A 21891-nucleotide genomic window follows, 5' to 3' on the forward strand; every position below is an offset into this window, starting at 1 on the left:
AGTGTTAGCAACCCTGCCCAGGACGGAAGGACACTATCAGGACTGAACGCCAGTTTGGCGATTAAGGGGGTTAAATCTGCAAGCGGATGACAGTGCCCCAGCTGCTGCTCAGTCACACCACGTCCTGATAAAATCTCCTGCCCGGTAATGTGATGACCGAAAAAAGCCCGTGCACTGGTGTCGGCAGACCGGCACGCAGGAATATGACGTTAATCTGTATCAGCAGGTACATCTCGCATTAGGGAGCAAGTGATAGCAACCCCGCCCAGAACTGAAGGCCAGCATGAGGACAGAACCCCAGTTTGGCGATTAAGGGGGTTAAATCCGGCAGCGTGAGTAAGTGCCCGTGCTGTGTTAAAGAAATATTCCCTAAGGACAATCTTCCGCTCGGCCTTTTGTATAAAGTTGTCACCCCGGGAGCGGGGATCACTTTACCTGCTTAGCCTAAATCTTACGTCAATCGCTATCCGGAATTTTAGCTTAATGGTCCTGAGTAAGTTAAAAGGGCTACCCATAATGACGTCCCCAGATGGTGATAAAGGAGTTAATTCCGCCTTCGGCTTACAGTGCCGCAGCTGCTGCTCAGCAACACCACGCCCTGATTAAATCTCCCGCCTGTCCTTGTGATGACCAAAAATAGTCCGTGCACTGGCGTCGTAAGACCGGCATACAGGAATGAGGCGTTAATCTTTATTAGGTGGCAGGATTCGCATCATGGGAGCAAGGGCCCTAGAACTGTAGACTAACATTAGAAAATCACAGTTTGGCGATAAAGGGGGTTAAATAAGTTAAAAGTCTTCGGTGAGCAAATTGGATAAATTTTCAGAAACCAAACCGTTAATAATAAACTTTTAGAAGAATGATTAAAGGATATTAAGTTTTGTATGCAAAATGACACCAGTGATCTGTTTTCACTAATAATGCCGCGCTACTTTGATTACCTTTGGTAAACAAAAATGTAATTTACGTGATTTTCATCTTATAATGTCAGTATTGAAGTTATAAATTTTGTTTACTTAATGCGTACACAACCTAACTGCGATTTGTATTTATGTCACTGTTTTTACACCACATTAATTATAAAACCAAAATTTGCAGCACAGTGATGAACTCATTAAGTCACAACCTCATTTGTTTACTTAAGGCATACAATAAAAAACCAGATTCTTATGAGACATCTGGTTTAATTATTTTTGCTTGAAGATATTTACTCTACGCGGCCAAACCCGCTGCTACTTCTTGAGCATAGAGAATTTCTATTGCCTCGCCATAGCTACAATTCTCGCGGCTTTGAATTTCCCATAATTTACTCCTGTCAGCACTATCCGTAGTAAAACAAAGCTCCATTTTCCGGTCTACGTATAACCGACAGATCTCTTGGAAGTTTTCGAACCTGACTAACATCTCTGAAAACACCTTTTTGACTGTACGAATATTTTTCATACGTTCATATTCTGCATCTGAAGTAGAAAAATATTTATTAGCCTTCATTGCTTCAATGCTTTCTTTTTCTTGTTTCATGATTATCTTCCAAGGCGAGTTAGCAGTCAGGGCCCGGCCAACAGAAGAAGTAAAATAATCTTCAAACGACTGTGTGATACAGATGCCAGCGCAGTTTGTTTTCCTGAACCTACGCCATGCCGCTTCGAGGAAGGAAGAGAAGAATTGGTTTGATTGATTTCCGGCACCTGATGAATTATCAGGACGAATGTACTCCCATGCTTCATCAAGGATGAACAAGCGACGACGCCCATCTTTTTTGATGAACATTGCATGCTGAGCAGCCTGAATGATAGACATTAATACAACTGTCTGAAGGTGGGGGGTGCCTTTTAGCTCCTCCAGTTCCAAAACAATAAATCTGCTGTCGAAGTTGATTGGAGGCAACGTATCGGTAAACCGGTGCCCATAAATTCCACCTTCGCACCATGCTCCGAGTTGCTCCCCAATATCCTTTATACGTTTGTCTTCATGCTTCTTGCAACGCAGAGCAAAGCCGGTTATTGAACCGGTCCGACCTGATTTTCTGGATTCTTGGTACTCTTCTGCAATAAGCTGAAGCATCACTGATTGTTGATAATCATCGATAAGGCCTTTCTCTGAAGCCATAATTTTTAGCTGATTCAAAACCATTATGGTCTGAGCAACTTTGTCTTTTTCTGCATCGTTTGAAGTTGATTCACCGGTAAATTCAGGTGCTTCGTTAAATACATCGTCGTTAACAGTGATGTCAGTTAGGAAGGCAAAGGGATTTAGGGTGAAGTCAGGGGTTTTACCGAAATCAATAAATTGACTGTTTGTATATTGTTCCGCAATCCCCTGGTAAGAACGGCCCACGTCCACAACAAATACTTGAGCACCGTCAGGATCATCATCTGGGTATTCGTTTTCTAAAAAATGCTTAAATGTTGAGCGATAATGAACGAGGTTATTAGATCGCGGTCCAGCTCCAAGATAGTTATTGATTAGATATGCTGTCCAGAATGACTTCCCTGCACCTGACGTTGCACCAATAACCATGTTATAGCTTGCAGAAGTCTTGAAAATATCAAGTCCCATGAGTTGACCTTCACGAGAAACTAAACTCAGTACTGGTCTATCTGTATTACCTTTCCAGGGCCCAAAGATCGGTGTCATATGAGCCGCTCCGGTGTTGCTCACTACTTCGGAACGGTCAAGGTCGAAAATTGTCTTTGGGTCATTGCACATTGGCAGACATGACATAAATGACGGGAAAACGATAAAGGAATCATCTGCTACTTTGACCCGGCTTTCGAGGTAAAAGGATTTGAGATCGTTAGCTGCTGTCTGCACAGAATTGGCATTACTACCCATAACAGTGAAAGTAAGATACCCTCTTAAAAGCTTTGCGCCATCCTCAAGCTCGCGAGTTACGGCCATGTAGTCATTATCCATATCCCGCAGGCGAGGGCAGAATGTGACAACTGAAGGTATACTTGCCTGTTTATTAGTGATTGCTTTGTAGCGGACGTTTTCTTTTGACAACTTGAGCGGATCGGCAAACTGAACAGTCTGAGTGATCATAAATGGGCTGAAAATTGTCTTACGTCCATGCATCCAGTTAACTACTAACTCATACATACAACCGAAATTGACGTATTCAGGAAACTTTACAACGGAAAGTTGTTTGAAGTAACGATGCTCAGATTCGTCGTCACTTTGTGTGACTGATGAGAAATGATTTTCTGTGACTGTATACTTACGGCCGGGAACGTTAACTTGTTCATTAAGCCTTTTCATAGTGTTAACGTCTATGAAACCTTCAGCCCACCGGGAGTTCTTTCCGGGGTTTACGACCTTATCTATACAATAGAGCCAGTTTTCTGCATCGACCTTAAACGGATGCAATCCAATCGTAATTAACTTACTTACAAGTTCAGAGTAAAGTGAATCGATACGCGAATGTTCCAGCTCGGTAGGAAGGGCAGACTGTAAAGGAATCGATAGCGAGATCCATACCTGAAAATCCCTCAACATAAGGTTATCATGATCAGGTTTTAAAGGCTTATGCATACTTCTGTCGTAGTAGTCCAACTGATAACCATTAAGCAGATCTGCTTTAAGCTTATCGTTCCCAGTCATACGCCCACCTCGCACAGCTGACCAAGCACTAAGCTGTAAAGTCAGGTCTGGCAATGCAGTCAGAGATATTTGACAGACAGTATCTGTAGGGAAATCCATTTTGAACATTTCAGCAAGAACATCTTGCTGATTATCAAAAACTCCAGGGGATGGATTACAGATAAACATAAACCCTAATCTGTTGCCATCAATCAAAAAATAGTGAGTCCCTGCTAATTGATCGTAAACAGGGATAAACCCACCTAATTGATGGCGATTTAAACCGCTATTGTAATTATTGATAGCTTCCATATTTGACCTTACAGTTGTCTAACAATGCCGTTCGAAGAGACAGCTTTAGTTGCTTTTTGTTGCTGCTGCATATTTTCCCGGGCCGCATCCTGTACTTCTAAAGGAACTATGCGAGCTGGGTTTGAGGTCGAATTCTTGCCAGCAATCCATGTTTGCGGTTTTACGTTGACATAAACGTAGCCGGGAAGATTAAGCGCATCGTTATCATCGGTATAAGGTGCAAAAGTAATTCTCATTACTTTCCCCTGTTGCAGAACAGCAAGTGGTTCAGGAGCCACTACAGCTTGTTTATAACCTTGCGAACGGTATTGCTGGATCTGCCCAGGGTTGAGAGTCGGGTTAACGGGCTGGCCATTGTAAAGAGAGTACATATCCTTACCAGGGCTGATATCAGAATTAGGTGCAACGTAGCGTGGGGCATTTCCAGCAGAAACCGGATAGCTTGTTTGTTTAACGACTTCCGCAGCCGGATGAACGAAAGGGTTACCAGTTGAAGAGGCAGTGCTATAACTGCTAGTCATCCTTACGTTTGAATTAACCGGTACACCAGAAATAGGCCGTGGTCCAATGGATGAAGTAGGGGCACCCATTTTTAAAGTTTTATCGTACATGACAGGTAACTGACCAACTGGCTTAATTTCGGTTTTTGAATAAGCCACAGGCTGATTTTTAAGGGTAGTAGACTGTGGATATTTGACTTCCCCTGGAGGGCTAATTTCAGTTGGATAACGGCTGTCATTGACAGCCGATTTCTCCTTTCCCGATTCCGACTCTTCCCCCGCCAGTGCAGACAGATCATCTCGATTATTAGTTAACTCCATAACTTCGCGAGGACCTTTACAGATAACGCCCTTTTCAATGCCTGGACATTCGGATTCGGAACTACCGATGGAGCACCCCGTAAGATATGAGGATGTACCTACAACCAGAGCACTGAGTACCAATCTTTTGATGTTCATAAACTAGCCTTAATTTGTCTCAAATGGATTTTTTAAGAGAGGTTCAACGCTTTGGTTCAACCAGTAGTCGAAATCTTTTGGAATGCCATTACCAGCCAAACCATCCTGTCTGACAACTGAAGGTACACCCTGCAATTTATAAATTCCTGCGAGCATCAATGACGCTACCAAAGGTTCCGCCGGACATTCTTCTGCTTCTTTTTGAGAGAGCAATCTTTTTTCAATGTCGGATTTGCTTCCCATTAGCCAACGAAGAATATCGAGGTTGTTTATTTTTCCTTTTTCTTTACTACACCAGAGCCTTCTAAGCTCTTCTTTTGGCTCACCGGGTGAGGGAACTAAAACAATATCTATCCGATACTTGTCCCGATCTGCATAGAATTTCTTAACAAGTTCCATGCAACCGTCACAATCAAGTGTTATGAAAATGGCTGCTTGTCTTTTAAGCTTTGAATTTCCCAGAGGAATGGACGCTACAGTTTCCAGAGGGAAGGGGGCCTCATCAAGACTAATAAAATAGGAATTCCTGATTTCTTCTACAGTCAGAACAGGTTTACGTTTAATTACATCAACAAGGCTTCCCCCAGTAAGGGAGTATCGGCCATCGGTCGTTACTGCCATTAGCTGCGAACGTTCGTCCTGAAAGAGGTATAGCCCACCAGAAGGAATGTATATGGCATCCTTAGGTTTATATCCTTTCATTTTTGATAACACACCCGAGATCTGACTGGGTGAAACGCCACCTTCCTTTGCCTTTGCCATTAACGCAGCAGCATCACTATTAGTTAGGACCTGCTCTGAAGCATAAGTGACCGTATTCGCCATAATGGCGAAAGCCGCCATTAAAGGGAAAAGTAACTTTTTCACTATTGGGTGCCCTCTACTTCTTTGCATTATAAGAACTTGATTGTACCGCTTCAGAGCTATCTTCAAGTTCCATATAAGTGACGATTTCAACACTATCCGGTACAGTAACGGCAAGCGTTGCATCAATAATTAAATAGCCACGGTCACGGTAGATCTTCATTAATGTTCTGAAATATTCTTCGAATTGAGATCTATCATTGTCAGCAGTACGGCCTCCGTGATGCTTGAAAAATTCCTTACGTAATTCAGGCATGTCAAGCACTGCAATCTTGTACGAAGGCTGGGATTGTTTATTGAAGTAATCGTAAACATTCATAAAGCCTTTATAACCATAAATAATGACCAATACGGCAAAGGCGAAGAAAAATAAATACTTCAATATTTTTTCAATATCAATTTCGAAGGTAATTTTTTTTGTTGTCCTTTCTCGCACCATTTTTTTAGTGATTTCAGGTCCAGCTGATTCAGGCGATTCTTTTTTTTCTAAACTATCCATTTAAACCTCAGCGACTGGTCAGATTCGTTGGAATTGTAGTTCCGGTCTGAACGACAAATGTAATAGCTCGGCCAGGGCTAATTTCTACGATTGGCCACTGTTGTTCTGCAATTGCGGTGTAGTAATCGACGAGTCGATTAAGACCACCTTGAGCTGCACCAGCCCCGGCTAATGCCCCAAGTGCACCAAAATTAGGGGACTGATACTGAGCCTGTGAATTAGGGTCGATGTTAAGTGAAGATACCTTACTGGGACTTAAGCTACCGGCAAGTGAAGAAAGTCCACCGGCAAATGCAGCTCCTGCAATTGCGTTACCATTTCGGCTGATAAGCGTGCCTCGGATCCCATTTTTTCCGTCATTTTCACTTACAGCATATGCTTCCAGTTTTACGTCAAAAGCTTTCCCTTTTGAATTAACACAAGAGATAGAAGTGGCACGTATGTAAGCACGCTGTGACGCCAGATCACCAACAGCTGAACCCAGAAGGTTACAGTCACGCAAATCCATGGTGAAATTATTGGGCATGATGACATCTTTTTTAATACGCATCGTTACTGGCATTGGTTCTGATTTGGAAGAAAGGCTTGTAGGCGCTTCAAGCCCGGTAATCAGAACACCAGTGATAATAGATGTTGCCGGAAGAAACATTTCATCTTTTCGGGCAGCATGCCGCGCTTTGCTATCAACTGGCGCAGTACCATCACCTCGTACAGTCCGAGTTGGCGCTTTATCTCCTGCAATGACCTCTCTGCCTTCCTTGATTCTGTTTTCAGACACGGGCATAACCTGAATGACACCATCGGTACCATTAGTCTTAATGGAACTTTGTGTGATTGTTCTCATTGGGCTATTACGCGTAGGTGTGATAGAAGCGTAATTAGGGTTTACGCCATTAATCGGCGCATTAGCATTAAGCTGATAAGGAGCTGCCGGTGCCTGCTCATTAATCGTTTTACGCGAACTACCAGCATCCAAGTTACGATTGCCGTTTCGATTTGTCTGCATATCATTAATTTGCTGAGACAGCTGCTGAAGTTGAGAAGTTAAACTTGCAACTTGGGCTTTAGTTTCCTGTTGGGCTTTTTCTGCTTTTTCGCGGTCCTCTTTCGCCGCATTTTGGTCAAGTCGGTTTTGCTTAACCATTTCTTTATATACTTTCTGGCTTTCTTCATTACTCAATTTGTTCATTTGCGAATCATCTAACAACAAATTGGTCTGCATGTCTTTTTTCTGTGTTTTCTTTTCTTTCTTAACTGGTGTGGAAAAAATAGACTGGCTAATAATATAAACAATCACTACCAGCAGAGCGCCAATAACAGAAAGTCTGACGGTCTTATTTTCCCAGGCCTTTTTAATGTCCATGATTAGCTCCACTTGTAGGTTTCTGGAATCGTTTAATTTTTAGATTTCGTTCGCTGTCAGACATCTGAGGAACGATATAGGGTTCACCTGCTCTGGCCCAGTTTTCACGAACAGATGGATGATTCATTTCAGCTTTATCTATCTGGCTCGTTCTAGATATTTCATGTTTGTAATTAGGTTCCAAAACGTTACTTTTGTGATAGTCAAAAGCATTCTCCTCATTAATATTGCCCTCTCCTACAAATTTATCAATAAGAGTTGGATCGTTCATTATTACTGTCTGAACGGGAAAAGCGTTACTGCCATCTTCGATACTAATGGGTGCGTCCGGAACGATTAATACACTCCTTTTTGGTATATATTCTGACCTGTAGTAAAAGCTGGTTAAAGCAAATACGACAAAACCAATCACGGTGGCCCCAAGCAGAGCAGGCAAAGTAACTTTTCCCATATTATTTTCTGATTAGACTTGGTCTGGTTGTAACCCGGGCCTCGCGTTCCTTGAACAATTTATCCCGGACTATGTAAAGCTCTGTTTCTTCTCCCGGTTGCAGGTATGCTTTATCAAATAAAGCACTTGCAATAACGCCTTCTGCCATACACTGCTGATCAGCAACGATTTGACCGTATGGTTTATCGTTTTTCACAAGAATTACATCAATAAGTTCACGTGAGCCAACCAGTCTCTGACCGAGCTTTGCATACATATTAAAGTTACATGGTGACTGCTCTGGCGCAGGAATACGAGAAAGTCGGTCCTGTTGTAAACTGAATCCTGAAGGGACCTCACCAAGAGCCACAGGAGTCAATAAATCAATGATTCTTTGTTTATGATCGTCTTGTTTTGGATCCGTTGGAGCCAGTTCTTCTGACTGGGAGCGGGCCAACATTTCCTCATAGTTTTGCTTATCCAATGAGGTTTCACGTTTGGCTTGCATAGATGGGCTTAAAGATGTAGTAACTGAAATCATCGCACCGGGAACATCAAGCGGTACCAGGGTCAGGTTATAGGTCGATTCAGGTACCTGATCTTCAGACAACATAATCCCGATTGGTTTATCGGTATTAGTTGAAATAAAGACATCGCCACCATTAACAAATATGCTTGCCTCTTCAGCAGGGGTAGAAGTACTGACAGAAGCATTCTTGAAGCTGGTCGATATTCTGTTTTGAAGTCCTCGTGAAACTGGCAGTACCACATTCCCACCAGGCGGCACATTTACACGCTGAACTTCTTTATATCGGTTACGAGCTTCGACATAAAGTTCATCGGCTTTTGACGTGGCGGTCGCATTGGTTGCATTCTGCTGGGAAGAGGTACCTGTTGGTCTCCCATAGCTATCAATTGCACCAGATCGGGTCTGTGCGTCAAATCCGGGGAGACTAGGATTATTTGATAATGCTCCAGTAATAGCGCTTACCGCAGGCGAAGCATTGCTGGCTGGGGAAAGTTGCACGGTAGGGAGATCAGTTGTAGGTTTTTGTCCCTGCGCATTACCGGCTTCACTAAGGTTTGTTTGTGCACCTGACTGTTCAGAACCAGCTTGACCCGGAATAATGGCTTTTGCAGCTCCATTCTGAAATCCGTCAGCACCAACTGGCATTACAACCGGGTTATTAATTGTTGCTGGCAATTGGTATTCTTCAGCGATTACGCAGTTCGAAGTCGTGAGCATGATCAATGCTGTAATTGCGTTGAAGCCTAAGCCCTTTTTTTTAATCATCACTTGTTACCTGTAGACGGTGGCGGATTATCCAGCGTTGCCAGTTGCTCTTTGCCGTTTATCGTAATTTTTTTAATATTCGGTGTTCCGGAATATTGATTTACATATGCAATTCTTGGGCGACCATTTTTCATCCCGAGAACCCATTCATAAGTCCATTTCGATGATTCAGTTTTGTCCGGAACATTTACAAGTCGAGTCGTTTTGGTACCCCAGACATAGACCATGTCATTTTTTGGATCAAAGTAAATATCATTAGGCTTAAAGGTCTGCTCAACACCACGAGCCTGCATGATATTTATCTGCTCCTGTAAAGACTCACTCGTTTTAGCCTGTAGTTCAGGTGAAAGGGCATCGAGGACATAGGCCGTCACAAAGGAAATATTAGTTGGATTAATATTCCCTAAAAGGGTACTAAAAAAGAGAGCCCATTGTGTTTTATAAGATTCCGATGCTTTGTTACCAACAACCGTGATCTCTTCATTCATGTTTGGAGGGGTAACAATCGTCACTGGGTCAGTGAAAAAAAGAATCTTTGCAACCAATAACCCAATGACGGCTATTGAAACAGTATTAATGCGGATAAGTTTTGTATCACGATTAATCAGGGCGCTGTATGTAATTCCAGCACCTGACGCTTCAGCTTGTGGGCTAAATCGTTTTTTAATGTCCAAAAAACGTCCCTTAGCACTTTCATCTTTCTTTACGTATGACTGTTCAAGATCACCGTTTTCATCCTTTTTAGATTTTTTGAAAAAAGGGATGTTAATGCCACTTAGCATTTTCATTCATAGCTCCATCAAGAATACAAATCTCTGATAAATGGATCGTTGAAATAACGGCTACTAAAAACTGCTTTACCTGGCAAAAAACCGAGCCACCAGAGTTTGTGTTTTAGCAATCCTCTTATTCCTGACTCAGCTGCTTTGTTATACGCAATCCAATACACAACCGCTGCTACAACAGAAAACCCGAAGCATTCGAAGATATTCCCAAATGCAACCAGAATGAATGCAAGCCCTAATTTTTTGGCATCCCAAAACAAAATCAGTAGAGGCATGTTGATCCTGAAAGGGAATCTATAGGTATGCTGAGGAACGTCGTTCTGCTTACTCATTAAAAATCCAGAGAGGGGGATGAACCCCCTCATGCATGATTAACAATAAATTACAGCGGTACGCCAGCATCCATAAAGGTGCTGATAATTTTCTCGCCGTTGGCCATTACCAGCATCATGAATAATGAAACCAGTGCCAGGCCCGGGTTAGGCTTAAGGACAGAGAAATATACGCTTGAGATCAACATCGCGGCTGCCAGAATTTTGCCCGGAGCTCCAGTCATACTTTCACTCATGTATGACCAAATATCTCCCAGTGCCCCATCATCTGAACCCGCATATGCCAGACCGCAAAAAAGCACGGTCAGCAGAACAAACAAAATCACTTTTGCGCTTTTTGTTTTAAAAAGTGCAGCCGTGTTAGATTTCTTTTCACTAAGGCCAATATTTAAAGAAAGTTCCATAATTACTCCGTGTAGATTTGAGTTCACGTAAACGCGAATGAATAATACTTTTTTATTCCGATCCTTCCGTTCGCATAAACCCCCTTTTTTTAACGTTTAGCGATTGGTGAATTTTTAAGCAAAGGGCCTAAAGCATAATCTTTGAAAGGTACCAGTGAACGCTTAGTAAAAGTTTGAAAGAGGGGAGGGGGTAAGATTACGTTAAGCTCAATCCTGAAGCTGATGAGACTCCTCAAGCATAAAAGTCACTTTTGATGGTTTGAAAAGCTCTAACTAGATATCGGGCAGGTAACTAAGCTTCATATCTAATCTTTTTTGTTCCCTTATTATCTATCTCTTGATTCTGAGAAGGCCGCATATCACTGTGCTCCCTGGTTCGGCAACTATCAGTTGGAGAAACTACATACAATCCTCGGGCCGGTGCGTCATTCATCTAAATGCCTTTTACACCTCTGGGCGTGAGTGGGACTTTGTCTTGTCCATACGAACATCATTCATTCGAATGCTTTTGGCCAATGCTATTTAAGCAAATGCTTTCTGGCTGAGTCCTTTTGCGAATGAGTCTTTGATATAACTGCATGAATTTTGGGTTGTTTGGTGTACTAACAAAACAAAGGCATTTCTTTGAATGCCATTGGAGTTGTGATGCTTCTGATATTTTTTTGATCTCATATCAAGCACATAGTCCTTCTGATGCCCAATGTCATAGATGTCTTGGACCATTCTCGCTCTTAACAAAGCTGAACTGTGTGTCATTCGACCTAATGCCATTCACCAAAATGCCTTTTTATACCACTGCATAGCTATGCTCGGGATACAGTGGCAAACAAAAGCATTTCAATGAATGAATTTTTGGGATACCGACATCAAAAGCATTTGTATGAATGTAAGAGGCGTAATCCACAAAAGGCATTCACGTGAATAGAGTGCGCACGAAACCATCTTGCTCAACGGCATTTAATGAATGGGCTAGCATGTACGCTTGAGTCAGAAAGGCATACAGATGAATAGTCAGGAGTTCGTTTGAAAAGTTACTTTTTTGCACATTAAGCCGAGATGTAAGACCAGTAGTAAAAGAAGCACTAAGCATAGCACTGATAAATAACTTATTTTTCAGCAGGTTATAACCAGTGCATACCAGATAGCTTTCAACCTTGTTTGGCAAGGGCCAGCTTAGGGCTTCTTTTGAAGATCTGAAATTGTATGTCGCGACCTTTCTTAACTTCTTGATAATCGAGATATCCGATAGATTCAAGTTCCCGCATTGCTTTACGAATTATCTGGTTTTGCGTACGAATAGGGGTTGTAAGAAGCAACCTTTCCCTCAACCGTTTCATATTAACGAACAACGTACCAGCTGGCATTGCTTCAAAATAAATATAGAGAGATTGCGCAGCTTCTTTTTTAGCCAAAATGTATAGAACCTGAAGGCTTAACAATGTCTTATGGTCGTAACGATACAGTTCCCACATAGAAGGATCCCCAACCAGCTCAACAGTATCGCTTTTTGGATCAATCATAGCCTTCTGCACCAGATGCGTTACTGTGAACCGACCACTACGAGAGTCTGAGAAGGCAAGCACTACCGATGCAAGGTTCATTAATGACTCTTTAAAGCGCGCACGAGTTCGTTTGTTGATGTTTGTTGAACTGATACCACACATCTTCGCAAACTCGTTAAAAGTCAGGCTAATCTTCTCGGAAGTAAAACCATATTTACTGAAAGCCATGATGATCCCGAGCCAGCACTTAAAGTCGGTAGACATAGATAGTTTGACACCAGTTATCTTGATGTCGTCATAACCCTCCGATCTTGCAATTTCCATACACGAAAGCTCATCAGAGGCATCAACTTCAAAGTTTCGGTCGCGGTTTTCTTTTGTGCCGACAGGGGTAAATACACTCAATCTCAGCAGGGCCACGGGCTGAACCGACTTGGACGAGTTAGGCGTCAGTTGATAAGTCTTACCTGATTCATTACTGGTTACGTCAAAAGGATGGATTAACTCGTTGTTTTTAATCATTAACTTAACTCGTCGGTGATAAGATTTTCATTTGGCAAACTGTTTATAACCTAGATTCTACGTCAGTACTTCAAAAAGCATAATCAAAGCCTTGATAAATATGCATTCCTTCGAAATTCAGCTTTCACCCATTGGGTGAAAGAAAAGTGCTCAAAAATATGTTAAATTATCAGCTTTTATGACTCGATATATGGTAAAATAATAGTAAGAAAAGTAGTAAAAAGGGGTTCTAATTATGATTAATAAAATTGATTTCAAAGCTAAGAATCTAACATCAAATGCAGGTCTTTTTCTGCTCCTTGAGAATGCAAAAAGCAATGGGATTTTTGATTTTATTGAAAATGACCTCGTATTTGATAATGACTCAACAAATAAAATCAAGATGAATCATATAAAGACCATGCTCTGCGGTCACTTCATTGGCATTGATAAGTTAGAACGTCTAAAGCTACTTCAAAATGATCCCCTCGTCAACGAGTTTGATATTTCCGTAAAAGAACCTGAAACAGTGTCACGGTTTCTAGGAAACTTCAACTTCAAGACAACCCAAATGTTTAGAGACATTAATTTTAAAGTCTTTAAAAAACTGCTCACTAAAAGTAAATTGACATCCATTACGATTGATATTGATAGTAGTGTAATTAACGTAGAAGGTCATCAAGAAGGTGCGTCAAAAGGATATAATCCTAAGAAACTGGGAAACCGATGCTACAATATCCAATTTGCATTTTGCGACGAATTAAAAGCATATGTTACCGGATTTGTAAGAAGTGGCAATACTTACACTGCAAACGGTGCTGCGGAAATGATCAAAGAAATTGTTGCTAACATCAAATCAGACGATTTAGAAATTTTATTTCGAATGGATAGTGGCTACTTTGATGAAAAAATTATCGAAACGATAGAATCTCTTGGATGCAAATATTTAATTAAAGCCAAAAGTTATTCTACACTCACCTCACAAGCAACGAATTCATCAATTGTATTCGTTAAAGGAGAAGAAGGTAGAGAAACTACAGAACTGTATACAAAATTAGTTAAATGGGAAAAAGACAGAAGATTTGTCGTATCTCGCGTACTGAAACCAGAAAAAGAAAGAGCACAATTATCACTTTTAGAAGGTTCCGAATACGACTACTTTTTCTTTGTAACAAATACTACCTTGCTTTCTGAAAAAGTAGTTATATACTATGAAAAGCGTGGTAATGCTGAAAACTATATCAAAGAAGCCAAATACGACATGGCGGTGGGTCATCTCTTGCTAAAGTCATTTTGGGCGAATGAAGCCGTGTTTCAAATGATGATGCTTTCATATAACCTATTTTTGTTGTTCAAGTTTGATTCCTTGGACTCTTCAGAATACAGACAGCAAATAAAGACCTTTCGTTTGAAGTATGTATTTCTTGCAGCAAAAATAATCAAAACCGCAAGATATGTAATCATGAAGTTGTCGGAAAACTATCCGTACAAGGGAGTGTATGAAAAATGTCTGGTATAATAAGAATATCATCAATAAAATTGAGTGTTGCTCTGTGGATAACTTGCAGAGTTTATTAAGTATCATTGCAGCAAAGATGAAATCAATGATTTATCAAAAATGATTGAAAGGTGGTTGTAAATAATGTTACAATGTGTGAGAAGCAGTCTAAATTCTTCGTGAAATAGTGATTTTTGAAGCTAATAAAAAACACACGTGGAATTTAGGTTTCATTCTGGCGACGTCCGTATTTGCCTTTCGGAAGCATAAAATCGGACGCGTTGTGGCTCGCTTCAGGTAAAATATTGACTATTCATGTTGTTGTTATTTCGTCTCTTCCAGAATAAGGAATCCCATGGTTAAAAAATCACTGCGCCAGTTCACGCTGATGGCGACGGCAACCGTCACGCTGTTGTTAGGAAGTGTGCCGCTGTATGCGCAAACGGCGGACGTACAGCAAAAACTTGCCGAATTAGAGCGGCAGTCGGGAGGCAGACTGGGTGTGGCATTGATTAACACAGCAGATAATTCGCAAATACTTTATCGTGCTGATGAGCGCTTTGCGATGTGCAGCACCAGTAAAGTGATGGCCGCGGCCGCGGTGCTGAAGAAAAGTGAAAGCGAACCGAATCTGTTAAATCAGCGAGTTGAGATCAAAAAATCTGACCTTGTTAACTATAATCCGATTGCGGAAAAGCACGTCAATGGGACGATGTCACTGGCTGAGCTTAGCGCGGCCGCGCTACAGTACAGCGATAACGTGGCGATGAATAAGCTGATTGCTCACGTTGGCGGCCCGGCTAGCGTCACCGCGTTCGCCCGACAGCTGGGAGACGAAACGTTCCGTCTCGACCGTACCGAGCCGACGTTAAACACCGCCATTCCGGGCGATCCGCGTGATACCACTTCACCTCGGGCAATGGCGCAAACTCTGCGGAATCTGACGCTGGGTAAAGCATTGGGCGACAGCCAACGGGCGCAGCTGGTGACATGGATGAAAGGCAATACCACCGGTGCAGCGAGCATTCAGGCTGGACTGCCTGCTTCCTGGGTTGTGGGGGATAAAACCGGCAGCGGTGACTATGGCACCACCAACGATATCGCGGTGATCTGGCCAAAAGATCGTGCGCCGCTGATTCTGGTCACTTACTTCACCCAGCCTCAACCTAAGGCAGAAAGCCGTCGCGATGTATTAGCGTCGGCGGCTAAAATCGTCACCGACGGTTTGTAATAGCGGAAACGGAATGGGGAAACTCATTCCGTTTTTGTTTATCGCCTTAGACGGCAAAAGTGCTGTCGCCCACCTGCGCTTGCGCATACCAGGCCATAAGCTCCGTGGTTCCTGGTTCTCCTTCCGCTGGAGCCCAGTGCGCATAGTCATCGGCAGCCACGGGTTGATAGCCACCGTGTTTTACTTCAAAAATTATGCCACCGGTATCCAGCGACAGCACGGCATGCCAGGTTCCTGCGGCCATCTCCAGCACCGTACAGGTTTCCCCCAATATCGCCCGATGGGTGACGGTACCCCGATCGTCAAAATTCAGCACCACGAAACGACCCCTTAATGGCAACAGTAGCTCGAAGGTGTGAGGTATAACATATTCTTGCAAATGCTTTTTACGCATTTACCTAAATGCCATAAGCATTCCAGTAAATGCCTTCCTTATTCATTCAAATGCTTTTCGCATGCATCCGAATGCCGGATCCTTTCATAAAGTTACTATAATCAATGAGTTAAAGATGCCGTGATCTTTACTTGAACTCTATTGATCTTTAGTGATCTAAAGAATTGATCTAACCTGTTGAAAACAATGATAAGTCCATATAAAACAAGGAATAGCGCTCCTTTATCAATATCTACAGATCGCAAACGGAAATGAAAGTGGGTTTACTATCATTGTTTTATTCAAGACAGTTTTTATTTTAATTTTATTAAGCAAATTTTTTGAGTTTACCTTTTAGATGTATCAGCCCTATTTGGCAAATTTGAGGTTCATGTATCATGTAGTAAACAGGAGGAAGATATGAACAACAGCAAACATACAGTCATTGAAGTGGATACTAATCTAGTTGAAATTGAAAAGGGATTTAATCCCCGAGAGGCGGTAATCGGAGATTTGTGTTACGAACAAGAACCTGTCAAATCGATGATTGTGTCAATCAAACAAGCCTTTAAGGAAGGAAGGCAGGTTGATATGATCAAGGTCGTAAAAAGAAAAGGTAAATATTTAGTTCGTCAAGGTCATACTCGTTTTCATGGCTTAAAATTAGCAATTTCTGAAGGTGCTAATATTCCAAAATTATCTGTTATCTTAATCGATTATAAAAACGAAATTGAAGAATACCTTGAGAACCTCGATGGTAACAGAAGCAATGGGCTAAATCCGGTTGGGCAAGCTCATGCATTAGCTCATGCTGTTAGTCTCGGGTATTCGGTTGAAGAACTAGCAATGCGATATCAACGATCAACTACCGCAATTCGTAATATGCTAAAAATCCTTGATATGCCATTAGAGCTTCAACGTTTGATTAGCCTAAATCTAATCAAAAAAACGCTCGCCATTGAAATAATGTTAAAATATTCCAACGATCACAAAATGGTTTTAAAACATATAGAAGGTTTCTTACCTGGCGTTAAGAATATTGAGACTACAACGAGCAAAATTGTAGGCATACCTGAACACAATGCAGCTGGAGCAGGACCAGACACCTTAAATAAAGGCGGACCAGAAAAGAAAAATTCGGCAGTCACACGTAAGACTTTGGGTATTAAGCGCCTCTCGCATAAGAAAACAGAACGGCTAAAATCTGAATTTCTTGAGCTTGTGGAAAGTACACATACGGAATCTATAACGAATACTCAAACAGAACTAAAATTTGGTAGAGATAGTGCACACTTGTTCAAAAATGTTGATAGTAAAAATGTAATATTTTCTGATGATGGTGTTCAAATAATCTTGAATGATGAAAAGCTAAATATTTTATTGTCTTTACTTAACGACGAAAATACAGCAATCATTCTTTCTAAACCAAAATTAGAAGAGCTTCTGGAAATTCGAGATCTCCTTAAGGAATAAAAAACCGAGGATTAGTTGAGTGATTAAACCTATAAAGCTGACTCTTATCGATAATTATAATGATTTGCTTCTAACTCATGAAGTCCTTAAACGCAACATGGAAGAGTTAGAACACGGTAAACGTTTTGACCAATTTCCTGAAGGGCATGACCACTATGAAAAAACTGTGAAAGAAGCTGTAGCAATCGTAGAGGCACGTTTGGAGGTGTTTCGAAAATGAAATCTCTTTTCTTTACTCTTGATGGTCATATGGTACCAGCCTCAGTGAATGTATCCCTTAACGGAGATGGAAATTATTATGCACCTATCGAAAGAGAATGTAACGAATGTGCGGGCACAGGCCACAAAGGGGCTGATGTATGTGAAAAGTGTCATGGGGTGCAAACAGTTGGACCCATTATTGAAAAATTAGTGGTACTAGAGCCAATTACCTTTCTCGATAACATTCCGGAACTGCGTGTTAACCCAACACTCGAAGCATGGAAATCCAGAAACCACGTACTTATTGAGAAAGCAAAAAAGGCTAACACTAAGTTTTCTAATAGTATATTGGCGCAACTAGACAATAACCGTTTTTTGACAGAACGCCAGCTGGATTGTTTCTTTACAACCTTTGATGTGATGTTGTCTGAAACTCCGGAAAATGAACAAGAAATTTTAAAACATAGCTACAATATCGGCCAGGTCATAAGCATTGAACTAACATTTACTGAAGTCAGGGCCGCGTACGCAAAAAGTAAAGGGAGTTATTTTTTTACATTTACTGGTAAAGTTAGAAATGACGGGATCGCTTTAACGGCCGATAAACAGGATCACATTTTATTGGGTGAACGTTATCATTTGACTGGAAAAGTCAGAAAATTCTATGATTTTGATTCGAAAAATTATGCTGCAATAACAGTTTTTAAGTTAAGTAAACTCCAAGACAGTTAAATGTTTTACTGCTTAAATATAGAGCCAAGACTTAAACTGTCGTTAGGACTCACTCACGTAATATTGTTGCTTACGCAATGGGTTTTATCCCTCATAAAGATCTGCGAGTATAAATCTTTTACATTTAAATTCCCCTCTATCACAACCTTTTCAATAGTAAAAAAATGATAATCTTATTAATTATAATTTTTAATTTTTTGTATACCAATACCATACAGTTAAGGCTAAAAGGTGATGATGGAGATGGACTTTAAAATGCACAATGATCTGGGTCTCGGTTTCATTTGTAAAAATGCAAGAACATCGTCAAAGCCAACGTTAAGAAAAGTTACTTTTCCGGTAAGCGCATATGAAACGTCTAAGCTTTCTTTAACCGGTTTTCAATGCCCCACAGCCTGCCGATTTCCTTTTTTTGTGCTATGCATGATAATCCATAACCATCTTTCGTCTGCATGCCCTATCAACCAAAATGAATGTTCAAATCATATATCGCAATTTTCTATCGACATTAAAGTACAAGATTGGCTTAGCCGTTCAAGAGTAGCGTTTATTGATTTCCATAATCTAAGAAATACAGATAAAACCACATTAATAACAGTGGAACATCTTGAAGCTTTACTTACTGTTATGTCAACTACTCTTGTCGCTTACGCTCCATATTCAAAAAAGAGACTTAACTTTAGCTTTCTAAATTCATTTACTTTGTCTAAAACTTCTCAAAGTTACACATTAACTTTCCCGGTAGTTCTCAGTCCGCTTTTAGATGCTCTTGGCGGTTTCATTCAGGAATGCATAACCGAAAAATTGTTAAAACGACGAAATTCGAATTTCATGGTTTACGAGTATCTTAAACGTTCAGGCCAGAGCTCTCATAAAGTGGAGGACATTAATAACGACTTACAGCTTAAAACTCTAAATATAAGACTTATGAGCGTCCTTACTGGGCTTTCTCAGCAAGGACTCATTTCATTTATTTGCGAAGGAAAGAGGGGCGACCGGAGAATAGAAGAGCTTCAGTTTATACCTTATGTTCAACGAACTCACCCTGAGGTATTAACTTTTCAGGAATGGATTAGCCCCGTTGATTAGAATTAACTCTATTTCAGCACGGCCAGTATTTCTGTTTCCGTTTTCCGTGTATTTGGCTTACTTCCTACGGATCGGTAAGCGCTGAGTCTGTGTATGACGAATCCACGCTCTTCATAGAGGCCCAAAGTGAATGGTGTCAGGCTATTTGATATCGCAACAGCAGCGCCTTTTCTGTGAGCGTCAACGAGCATATTTGCTAACAGCACGTGGTCGCTTTGGCTGAACGGTTTACCATCGTAACTGACAAAACTAGTTTTGCTTGTTTTGTCATATGGCGGATCACAATAAATCTGATCTCCTTCGCCGGTTGCGGCCAGAGTCTCCTCAAAACCAGCGGTGATCAGTTCAATACCTGAAAGACGAAATGAAAGGTAGTCTATTTTATTGAAGTCAAGCTTCAGTTCTGTATGTTTCCCCCAGGGCACTGAATAGATTCTTTCTGAGTTATAGCGGCACATACCGTTATAGCCCAGGCGATTCAGGGAGTAAAACAAAGCCGCTCTTTGAAGCGGTTGACCAGAAATACAGGTTTTGTTGAAACGGTCCCTCATCTCATAGTAGTCCTTTTCGACAAAGGTTTTATCCGCTAGGTTTTGGACCTGATTTATAAAGTTAGTTTTCTGTCTTTGAATAGTCCTGTATAGGTTGATCAAGTCTGGATTGCTATCTGCAAGCAATGCATTTTGTGCAAACATGTTCAGAAAAACGGCACCACCGCCTATAAAGGGTTCTACCCACCGGCAACTATGATCGTGTGGGTAGTGATGGCTGATGAAAGGCATCAGTTTCGTTTTTCCACCAGCCCATTTGATTATCGGCATGTGTCTGAGATGTCGAGTCAAAGTGTCTATACCTGAGAGAGAAATTTAGGTGCTGGTATCGTACCTAACCACGGGCTTTAACTAATAACTTAGGGAGCAAAAAAAAGTTGTTTAAGACGCACAGTTTTGACTTTCAGCATTGCGGATTTATAAGATTTTTCCTCACTGATACCTGAACTTTATGTTTTGGATTTATGTCTTTGTTTATGAAGCGATTTTGATGCCATCACAAGAAATGGGGAGCCCTCTTTTTTTGTGAAAAATCAGAATAGGCTCAAAAAGTACCTTTTTTGCGAAAAATTATGGATTTTTTTTTCGGTAGTATCCCCGCTACGCAGAAAGTAAGCAGAAAAATGTAACGGAGCCCCTATGAGTGTTTTACTGACAGAACCTACACAGCAAGCTAATGACAAGGTCTTTAAAACGGCCCATGTTGCCTTTTCAGTAGTTACTGGCACAGGTCGTTACGTCACTGGGCTTAAACAGTTCCGTGATGCAAACCCTGAACTTTGTACTGAAGTAAGTGACCAGAAAGCATGGGCTATCCACCCTTCAGTAATTCAGGTCACGCCAGGCTTCAACTCCCGCGAAATGGGAATGGGTGACGATTACTATAAGCTCCCTGAGGTTGAAGAACACATCTACAACATCAAGAATGCCTACATTCGAGGTGACTATGTAGACCCTATCCGAGTACGTGTCATTGATGGGGTACCTTTTGTTCGCCAGGGGCACTGCCGTTTAAAAGCCGCAATGATGGCATGTGATGAAGATCATGACATCACAATCCTTTGCGTTGAGATTAAAGAAGATGAAATTGGCTGTGAGCTCGCGACCATTGATGGTAACCGTGGTCTTGCGCTTTCTCCTGTTGCGCTTGGCGAGTCCTATCGTCGCCTACATTCTCTTGCTGGCTGGTCACTCGAACGAATTGCTCAACGTGAAAATAAAAGCCCGACGACCATCAGTTCTCTTATCCGCCTGACAACCTGTTCTGTTGTTATCAAGAAATGGATTCATGCTGACGCTATTTCGTATGTTAACGTGCTTTCACTGATCGATGAGCTCGGTGAAACAGAAGCAATTTCACGTATCAAGAAGATGATCGCGGAACTTGAGCAGGCCGATGCGAATGGCATCACGGTGAAAAAAACCCAACATGGTCAGGTACGAGTCAGACCTTCAGACTTCAAGCCAGCACGGATTCCGCCGGTTATTGCCACAAAAGCCGTAGAAGGCGTCAAACTCATCACCACCAGCTTATTACAGAAACTGGGGGATATTGAATTGCCGGAGATGACAGATTCAAGTGCTGACGAAGAAATCAACATTACGTTGAACCGCAGTACTCTGGAGATGCTGAGAAATCTTTCAAAAGAGATCACAGAATCAGAGAACAAGCAGCTTCGCCGTGCGGAGAATCGTCAGGCAAAACTTAATGGTGAGAAGCCAAAATACCCACGTAAAAAAAATGCTAAGAAGGCAGGGGAAGAGACCGATCAGGATACTGACCCACAGCCGGACGCAGAATAATTTACTTTTGGCAAAGTGTTGGTTTTGTCAGAGTCATTAAGGATTCAGGCTTTTTGCCCGCCTTTTTTAAACCTCCATGTATCGTTCTTGCCCCGTTTATGCGGGGCTTTTTT

Annotated in this window: 20 protein-coding genes; 7 read left to right on the forward strand and 13 right to left on the reverse strand. The window is 41.5% G+C overall.

The features are described 5' to 3' along the window. Positions 1 to 1212 precede the first annotated feature (1212 nt). The 11 genes from ACOTZP_RS20260 to ACOTZP_RS20310 all read right to left on the reverse strand — a co-directional run bounded on the left by ACOTZP_RS20260 (position 1213) and on the right by ACOTZP_RS20310 (position 12848). Complete coding sequence (locus tag ACOTZP_RS20260; RefSeq protein WP_000387412.1) at positions 1213 to 3894, reverse strand: TraC family protein; 2682 nt, start codon at positions 3892 to 3894, stop codon at positions 1213 to 1215. Between the two features lie 8 nt (positions 3895 to 3902). Continuing rightward, the gene (gene trhV, locus ACOTZP_RS20265) at positions 3903 to 4853 is read right to left on the reverse strand and encodes an IncHI-type conjugal transfer lipoprotein TrhV (RefSeq protein ID WP_001022588.1); all 951 of its coding nucleotides are present in this window, start codon (positions 4851 to 4853) and stop codon (positions 3903 to 3905) included. A 9-nt stretch (positions 4854 to 4862) separates the two neighbouring features. Further along, positions 4863 to 5615 carry a protein-disulfide isomerase HtdT gene (gene htdT, locus ACOTZP_RS20270; RefSeq protein WP_182911723.1) on the reverse strand — a complete coding sequence of 251 codons (753 nt, stop codon included), beginning with the start codon at positions 5613 to 5615 and terminating at the stop codon, positions 4863 to 4865. Between the two features lie 118 nt (positions 5616 to 5733). Beyond that, positions 5734 to 6216, reverse strand: coding sequence for a hypothetical protein (locus ACOTZP_RS20275; protein ID WP_000377632.1), 483 nt, complete (start codon positions 6214 to 6216; stop codon positions 5734 to 5736). A gap of 7 nt (positions 6217 to 6223) precedes the next feature. After that, positions 6224 to 7579, reverse strand: a complete 1356-nt coding sequence (gene trhB / locus ACOTZP_RS20280) for an IncHI-type conjugal transfer protein TrhB (RefSeq protein ID WP_000351841.1) — start codon at positions 7577 to 7579, stop codon at positions 6224 to 6226. Next, positions 7569 to 8030 carry a plasmid transfer protein HtdO gene (htdO, locus tag ACOTZP_RS20285; protein ID WP_000521242.1) on the reverse strand — a complete coding sequence of 154 codons (462 nt, stop codon included), beginning with the start codon at positions 8028 to 8030 and terminating at the stop codon, positions 7569 to 7571. The genes trhB and htdO overlap by 11 nt, the downstream gene beginning before the upstream one ends. 1 nt (position 8031) lies before the next feature. Then, the gene (locus tag ACOTZP_RS20290) at positions 8032 to 9303 is read right to left on the reverse strand and encodes a TraK domain-containing protein (protein WP_000592092.1); all 1272 of its coding nucleotides are present in this window, start codon (positions 9301 to 9303) and stop codon (positions 8032 to 8034) included. After that, entirely contained in the window at positions 9303 to 10091 is a 789-nt protein-coding gene (locus ACOTZP_RS20295) for a TraE/TraK family type IV conjugative transfer system protein (RefSeq protein WP_000783153.1), read from the reverse strand. Before ACOTZP_RS20295 ends, ACOTZP_RS20290 begins: the two co-directional genes overlap by 1 nt. Before the next feature lie 11 nt (positions 10092 to 10102). Then, complete coding sequence (locus ACOTZP_RS20300; RefSeq protein ID WP_001447770.1) at positions 10103 to 10453, reverse strand: type IV conjugative transfer system protein TraL; 351 nt, start codon at positions 10451 to 10453, stop codon at positions 10103 to 10105. 17 nt (positions 10454 to 10470) lie between these two features. Then, entirely contained in the window at positions 10471 to 10824 is a 354-nt protein-coding gene (locus ACOTZP_RS20305; RefSeq protein ID WP_000423602.1) for a hypothetical protein, read from the reverse strand. A 1148-nt stretch (positions 10825 to 11972) separates the two neighbouring features. Next, positions 11973 to 12848, reverse strand: a complete 876-nt coding sequence (locus tag ACOTZP_RS20310; RefSeq protein WP_000594611.1) for a RepB family plasmid replication initiator protein — start codon at positions 12846 to 12848, stop codon at positions 11973 to 11975. Positions 12849 to 13083: 235 nt separating this feature from the next. On the opposite strand from ACOTZP_RS20310, the gene ACOTZP_RS20315 reads away from it, so the two are divergent. Together ACOTZP_RS20315 and ACOTZP_RS20320 are read left to right on the forward strand one after the other, a co-directional pair. After that, entirely contained in the window at positions 13084 to 14346 is a 1263-nt protein-coding gene (locus ACOTZP_RS20315; protein WP_000608644.1) for an IS1380-like element ISEcp1 family transposase, read from the forward strand. Between the two features lie 334 nt (positions 14347 to 14680). Then, on the forward strand, positions 14681 to 15556 hold the full coding sequence (locus ACOTZP_RS20320; protein ID WP_011091028.1) for an extended-spectrum class A beta-lactamase CTX-M-3: 876 nt from the start codon (positions 14681 to 14683) through the stop codon (positions 15554 to 15556). A gap of 46 nt (positions 15557 to 15602) precedes the next feature. On the opposite strand, the gene ACOTZP_RS20325 is transcribed toward ACOTZP_RS20320, so the two are convergent. Further along, positions 15603 to 15950: a WbuC family cupin fold metalloprotein gene (locus ACOTZP_RS20325; protein WP_421632486.1), complete on the reverse strand. Its 348-nt coding sequence runs from the start codon at positions 15948 to 15950 to the stop codon at positions 15603 to 15605. Positions 15951 to 16349: 399 nt separating this feature from the next. Here ACOTZP_RS20325 and ACOTZP_RS20330 point away from each other — a divergent pair, with 399 nt between their 5' ends. The 4 genes from ACOTZP_RS20330 to ACOTZP_RS20345 all read left to right on the forward strand — a co-directional run bounded on the left by ACOTZP_RS20330 (position 16350) and on the right by ACOTZP_RS20345 (position 19424). After that, positions 16350 to 17402 carry a hypothetical protein gene (locus tag ACOTZP_RS20330; protein ID WP_001065778.1) on the forward strand — a complete coding sequence of 351 codons (1053 nt, stop codon included), beginning with the start codon at positions 16350 to 16352 and terminating at the stop codon, positions 17400 to 17402. Between the two features lie 19 nt (positions 17403 to 17421). Further along, the gene (locus ACOTZP_RS20335) at positions 17422 to 17622 is read left to right on the forward strand and encodes a hypothetical protein (protein ID WP_000594930.1); all 201 of its coding nucleotides are present in this window, start codon (positions 17422 to 17424) and stop codon (positions 17620 to 17622) included. Further along, the gene (locus ACOTZP_RS20340; protein WP_000838219.1) at positions 17619 to 18335 is read left to right on the forward strand and encodes a zinc finger-like domain-containing protein; all 717 of its coding nucleotides are present in this window, start codon (positions 17619 to 17621) and stop codon (positions 18333 to 18335) included. The genes ACOTZP_RS20335 and ACOTZP_RS20340 overlap by 4 nt, the downstream gene beginning before the upstream one ends. 234 nt (positions 18336 to 18569) lie before the next feature. Continuing rightward, positions 18570 to 19424 (forward strand): hypothetical protein, encoded by an 855-nt coding sequence (locus ACOTZP_RS20345; protein WP_000970401.1) that lies wholly within the window; start codon positions 18570 to 18572, stop codon positions 19422 to 19424. An 8-nt stretch (positions 19425 to 19432) separates the two neighbouring features. On the opposite strand, the gene ACOTZP_RS20350 is transcribed toward ACOTZP_RS20345, so the two are convergent. Continuing rightward, positions 19433 to 20245: a DNA adenine methylase gene (locus ACOTZP_RS20350; RefSeq protein WP_001121574.1), complete on the reverse strand. Its 813-nt coding sequence runs from the start codon at positions 20243 to 20245 to the stop codon at positions 19433 to 19435. A gap of 369 nt (positions 20246 to 20614) precedes the next feature. Here ACOTZP_RS20350 and ACOTZP_RS20355 point away from each other — a divergent pair, with 369 nt between their 5' ends. After that, a complete protein-coding gene (locus tag ACOTZP_RS20355; protein WP_000114860.1) occupies positions 20615 to 21778 on the forward strand; it encodes a hypothetical protein in 1164 nt (387 codons plus the stop codon). The last annotated feature ends 113 nt before the right edge of the window (positions 21779 to 21891 follow it).

Origin of the sequence: Enterobacter cloacae complex sp. SYL001 (genome assembly GCF_049237025.1) — a bacterium.
GTDB lineage: Bacteria > Pseudomonadota > Gammaproteobacteria > Enterobacterales > Enterobacteriaceae > Enterobacter > Enterobacter intestinihominis.

What these genes read in the sequence shown, in the direction of transcription:
- ACOTZP_RS20260 (WP_000387412.1), bottom strand. Translation starts at nt 3,894, where the DNA reads ATGGAAGCTATCAATAATTACAATAGCGGTTTAAATCGCCATCAATTA.
- trhV (WP_001022588.1), bottom strand. Translation starts at nt 4,853, where the DNA reads ATGAACATCAAAAGATTGGTACTCAGTGCTCTGGTTGTAGGTACATCC.
- htdT (WP_182911723.1), bottom strand. Translation starts at nt 5,615, where the DNA reads ATGGCAAAGGCAAAGGAAGGTGGCGTTTCACCCAGTCAGATCTCGGGT.
- ACOTZP_RS20275 (WP_000377632.1), bottom strand. Translation starts at nt 6,216, where the DNA reads ATGGATAGTTTAGAAAAAAAAGAATCGCCTGAATCAGCTGGACCTGAA.
- trhB (WP_000351841.1), bottom strand. Translation starts at nt 7,579, where the DNA reads ATGGACATTAAAAAGGCCTGGGAAAATAAGACCGTCAGACTTTCTGTT.
- htdO (WP_000521242.1), bottom strand. Translation starts at nt 8,030, where the DNA reads ATGGGAAAAGTTACTTTGCCTGCTCTGCTTGGGGCCACCGTGATTGGT.
- ACOTZP_RS20290 (WP_000592092.1), bottom strand. Translation starts at nt 9,303, where the DNA reads ATGATTAAAAAAAAGGGCTTAGGCTTCAACGCAATTACAGCATTGATC.
- ACOTZP_RS20295 (WP_000783153.1), bottom strand. Translation starts at nt 10,091, where the DNA reads ATGAAAATGCTAAGTGGCATTAACATCCCTTTTTTCAAAAAATCTAAA.
- ACOTZP_RS20300 (WP_001447770.1), bottom strand. Translation starts at nt 10,453, where the DNA reads ATGAGGGGGTTCATCCCCCTCTCTGGATTTTTAATGAGTAAGCAGAAC.
- ACOTZP_RS20305 (WP_000423602.1), bottom strand. Translation starts at nt 10,824, where the DNA reads ATGGAACTTTCTTTAAATATTGGCCTTAGTGAAAAGAAATCTAACACG.
- ACOTZP_RS20310 (WP_000594611.1), bottom strand. Translation starts at nt 12,848, where the DNA reads ATGATTAAAAACAACGAGTTAATCCATCCTTTTGACGTAACCAGTAAT.
- ACOTZP_RS20315 (WP_000608644.1), top strand. Translation starts at nt 13,084, where the DNA reads ATGATTAATAAAATTGATTTCAAAGCTAAGAATCTAACATCAAATGCA.
- ACOTZP_RS20320 (WP_011091028.1), top strand. Translation starts at nt 14,681, where the DNA reads ATGGTTAAAAAATCACTGCGCCAGTTCACGCTGATGGCGACGGCAACC.
- ACOTZP_RS20325 (WP_421632486.1), bottom strand. Translation starts at nt 15,950, where the DNA reads ATGCGTAAAAAGCATTTGCAAGAATATGTTATACCTCACACCTTCGAG.
- ACOTZP_RS20330 (WP_001065778.1), top strand. Translation starts at nt 16,350, where the DNA reads ATGAACAACAGCAAACATACAGTCATTGAAGTGGATACTAATCTAGTT.
- ACOTZP_RS20340 (WP_000838219.1), top strand. Translation starts at nt 17,619, where the DNA reads ATGAAATCTCTTTTCTTTACTCTTGATGGTCATATGGTACCAGCCTCA.
- ACOTZP_RS20345 (WP_000970401.1), top strand. Translation starts at nt 18,570, where the DNA reads ATGATGGAGATGGACTTTAAAATGCACAATGATCTGGGTCTCGGTTTC.
- ACOTZP_RS20350 (WP_001121574.1), bottom strand. Translation starts at nt 20,245, where the DNA reads ATGCCGATAATCAAATGGGCTGGTGGAAAAACGAAACTGATGCCTTTC.
- ACOTZP_RS20355 (WP_000114860.1), top strand. Translation starts at nt 20,615, where the DNA reads ATGAGTGTTTTACTGACAGAACCTACACAGCAAGCTAATGACAAGGTC.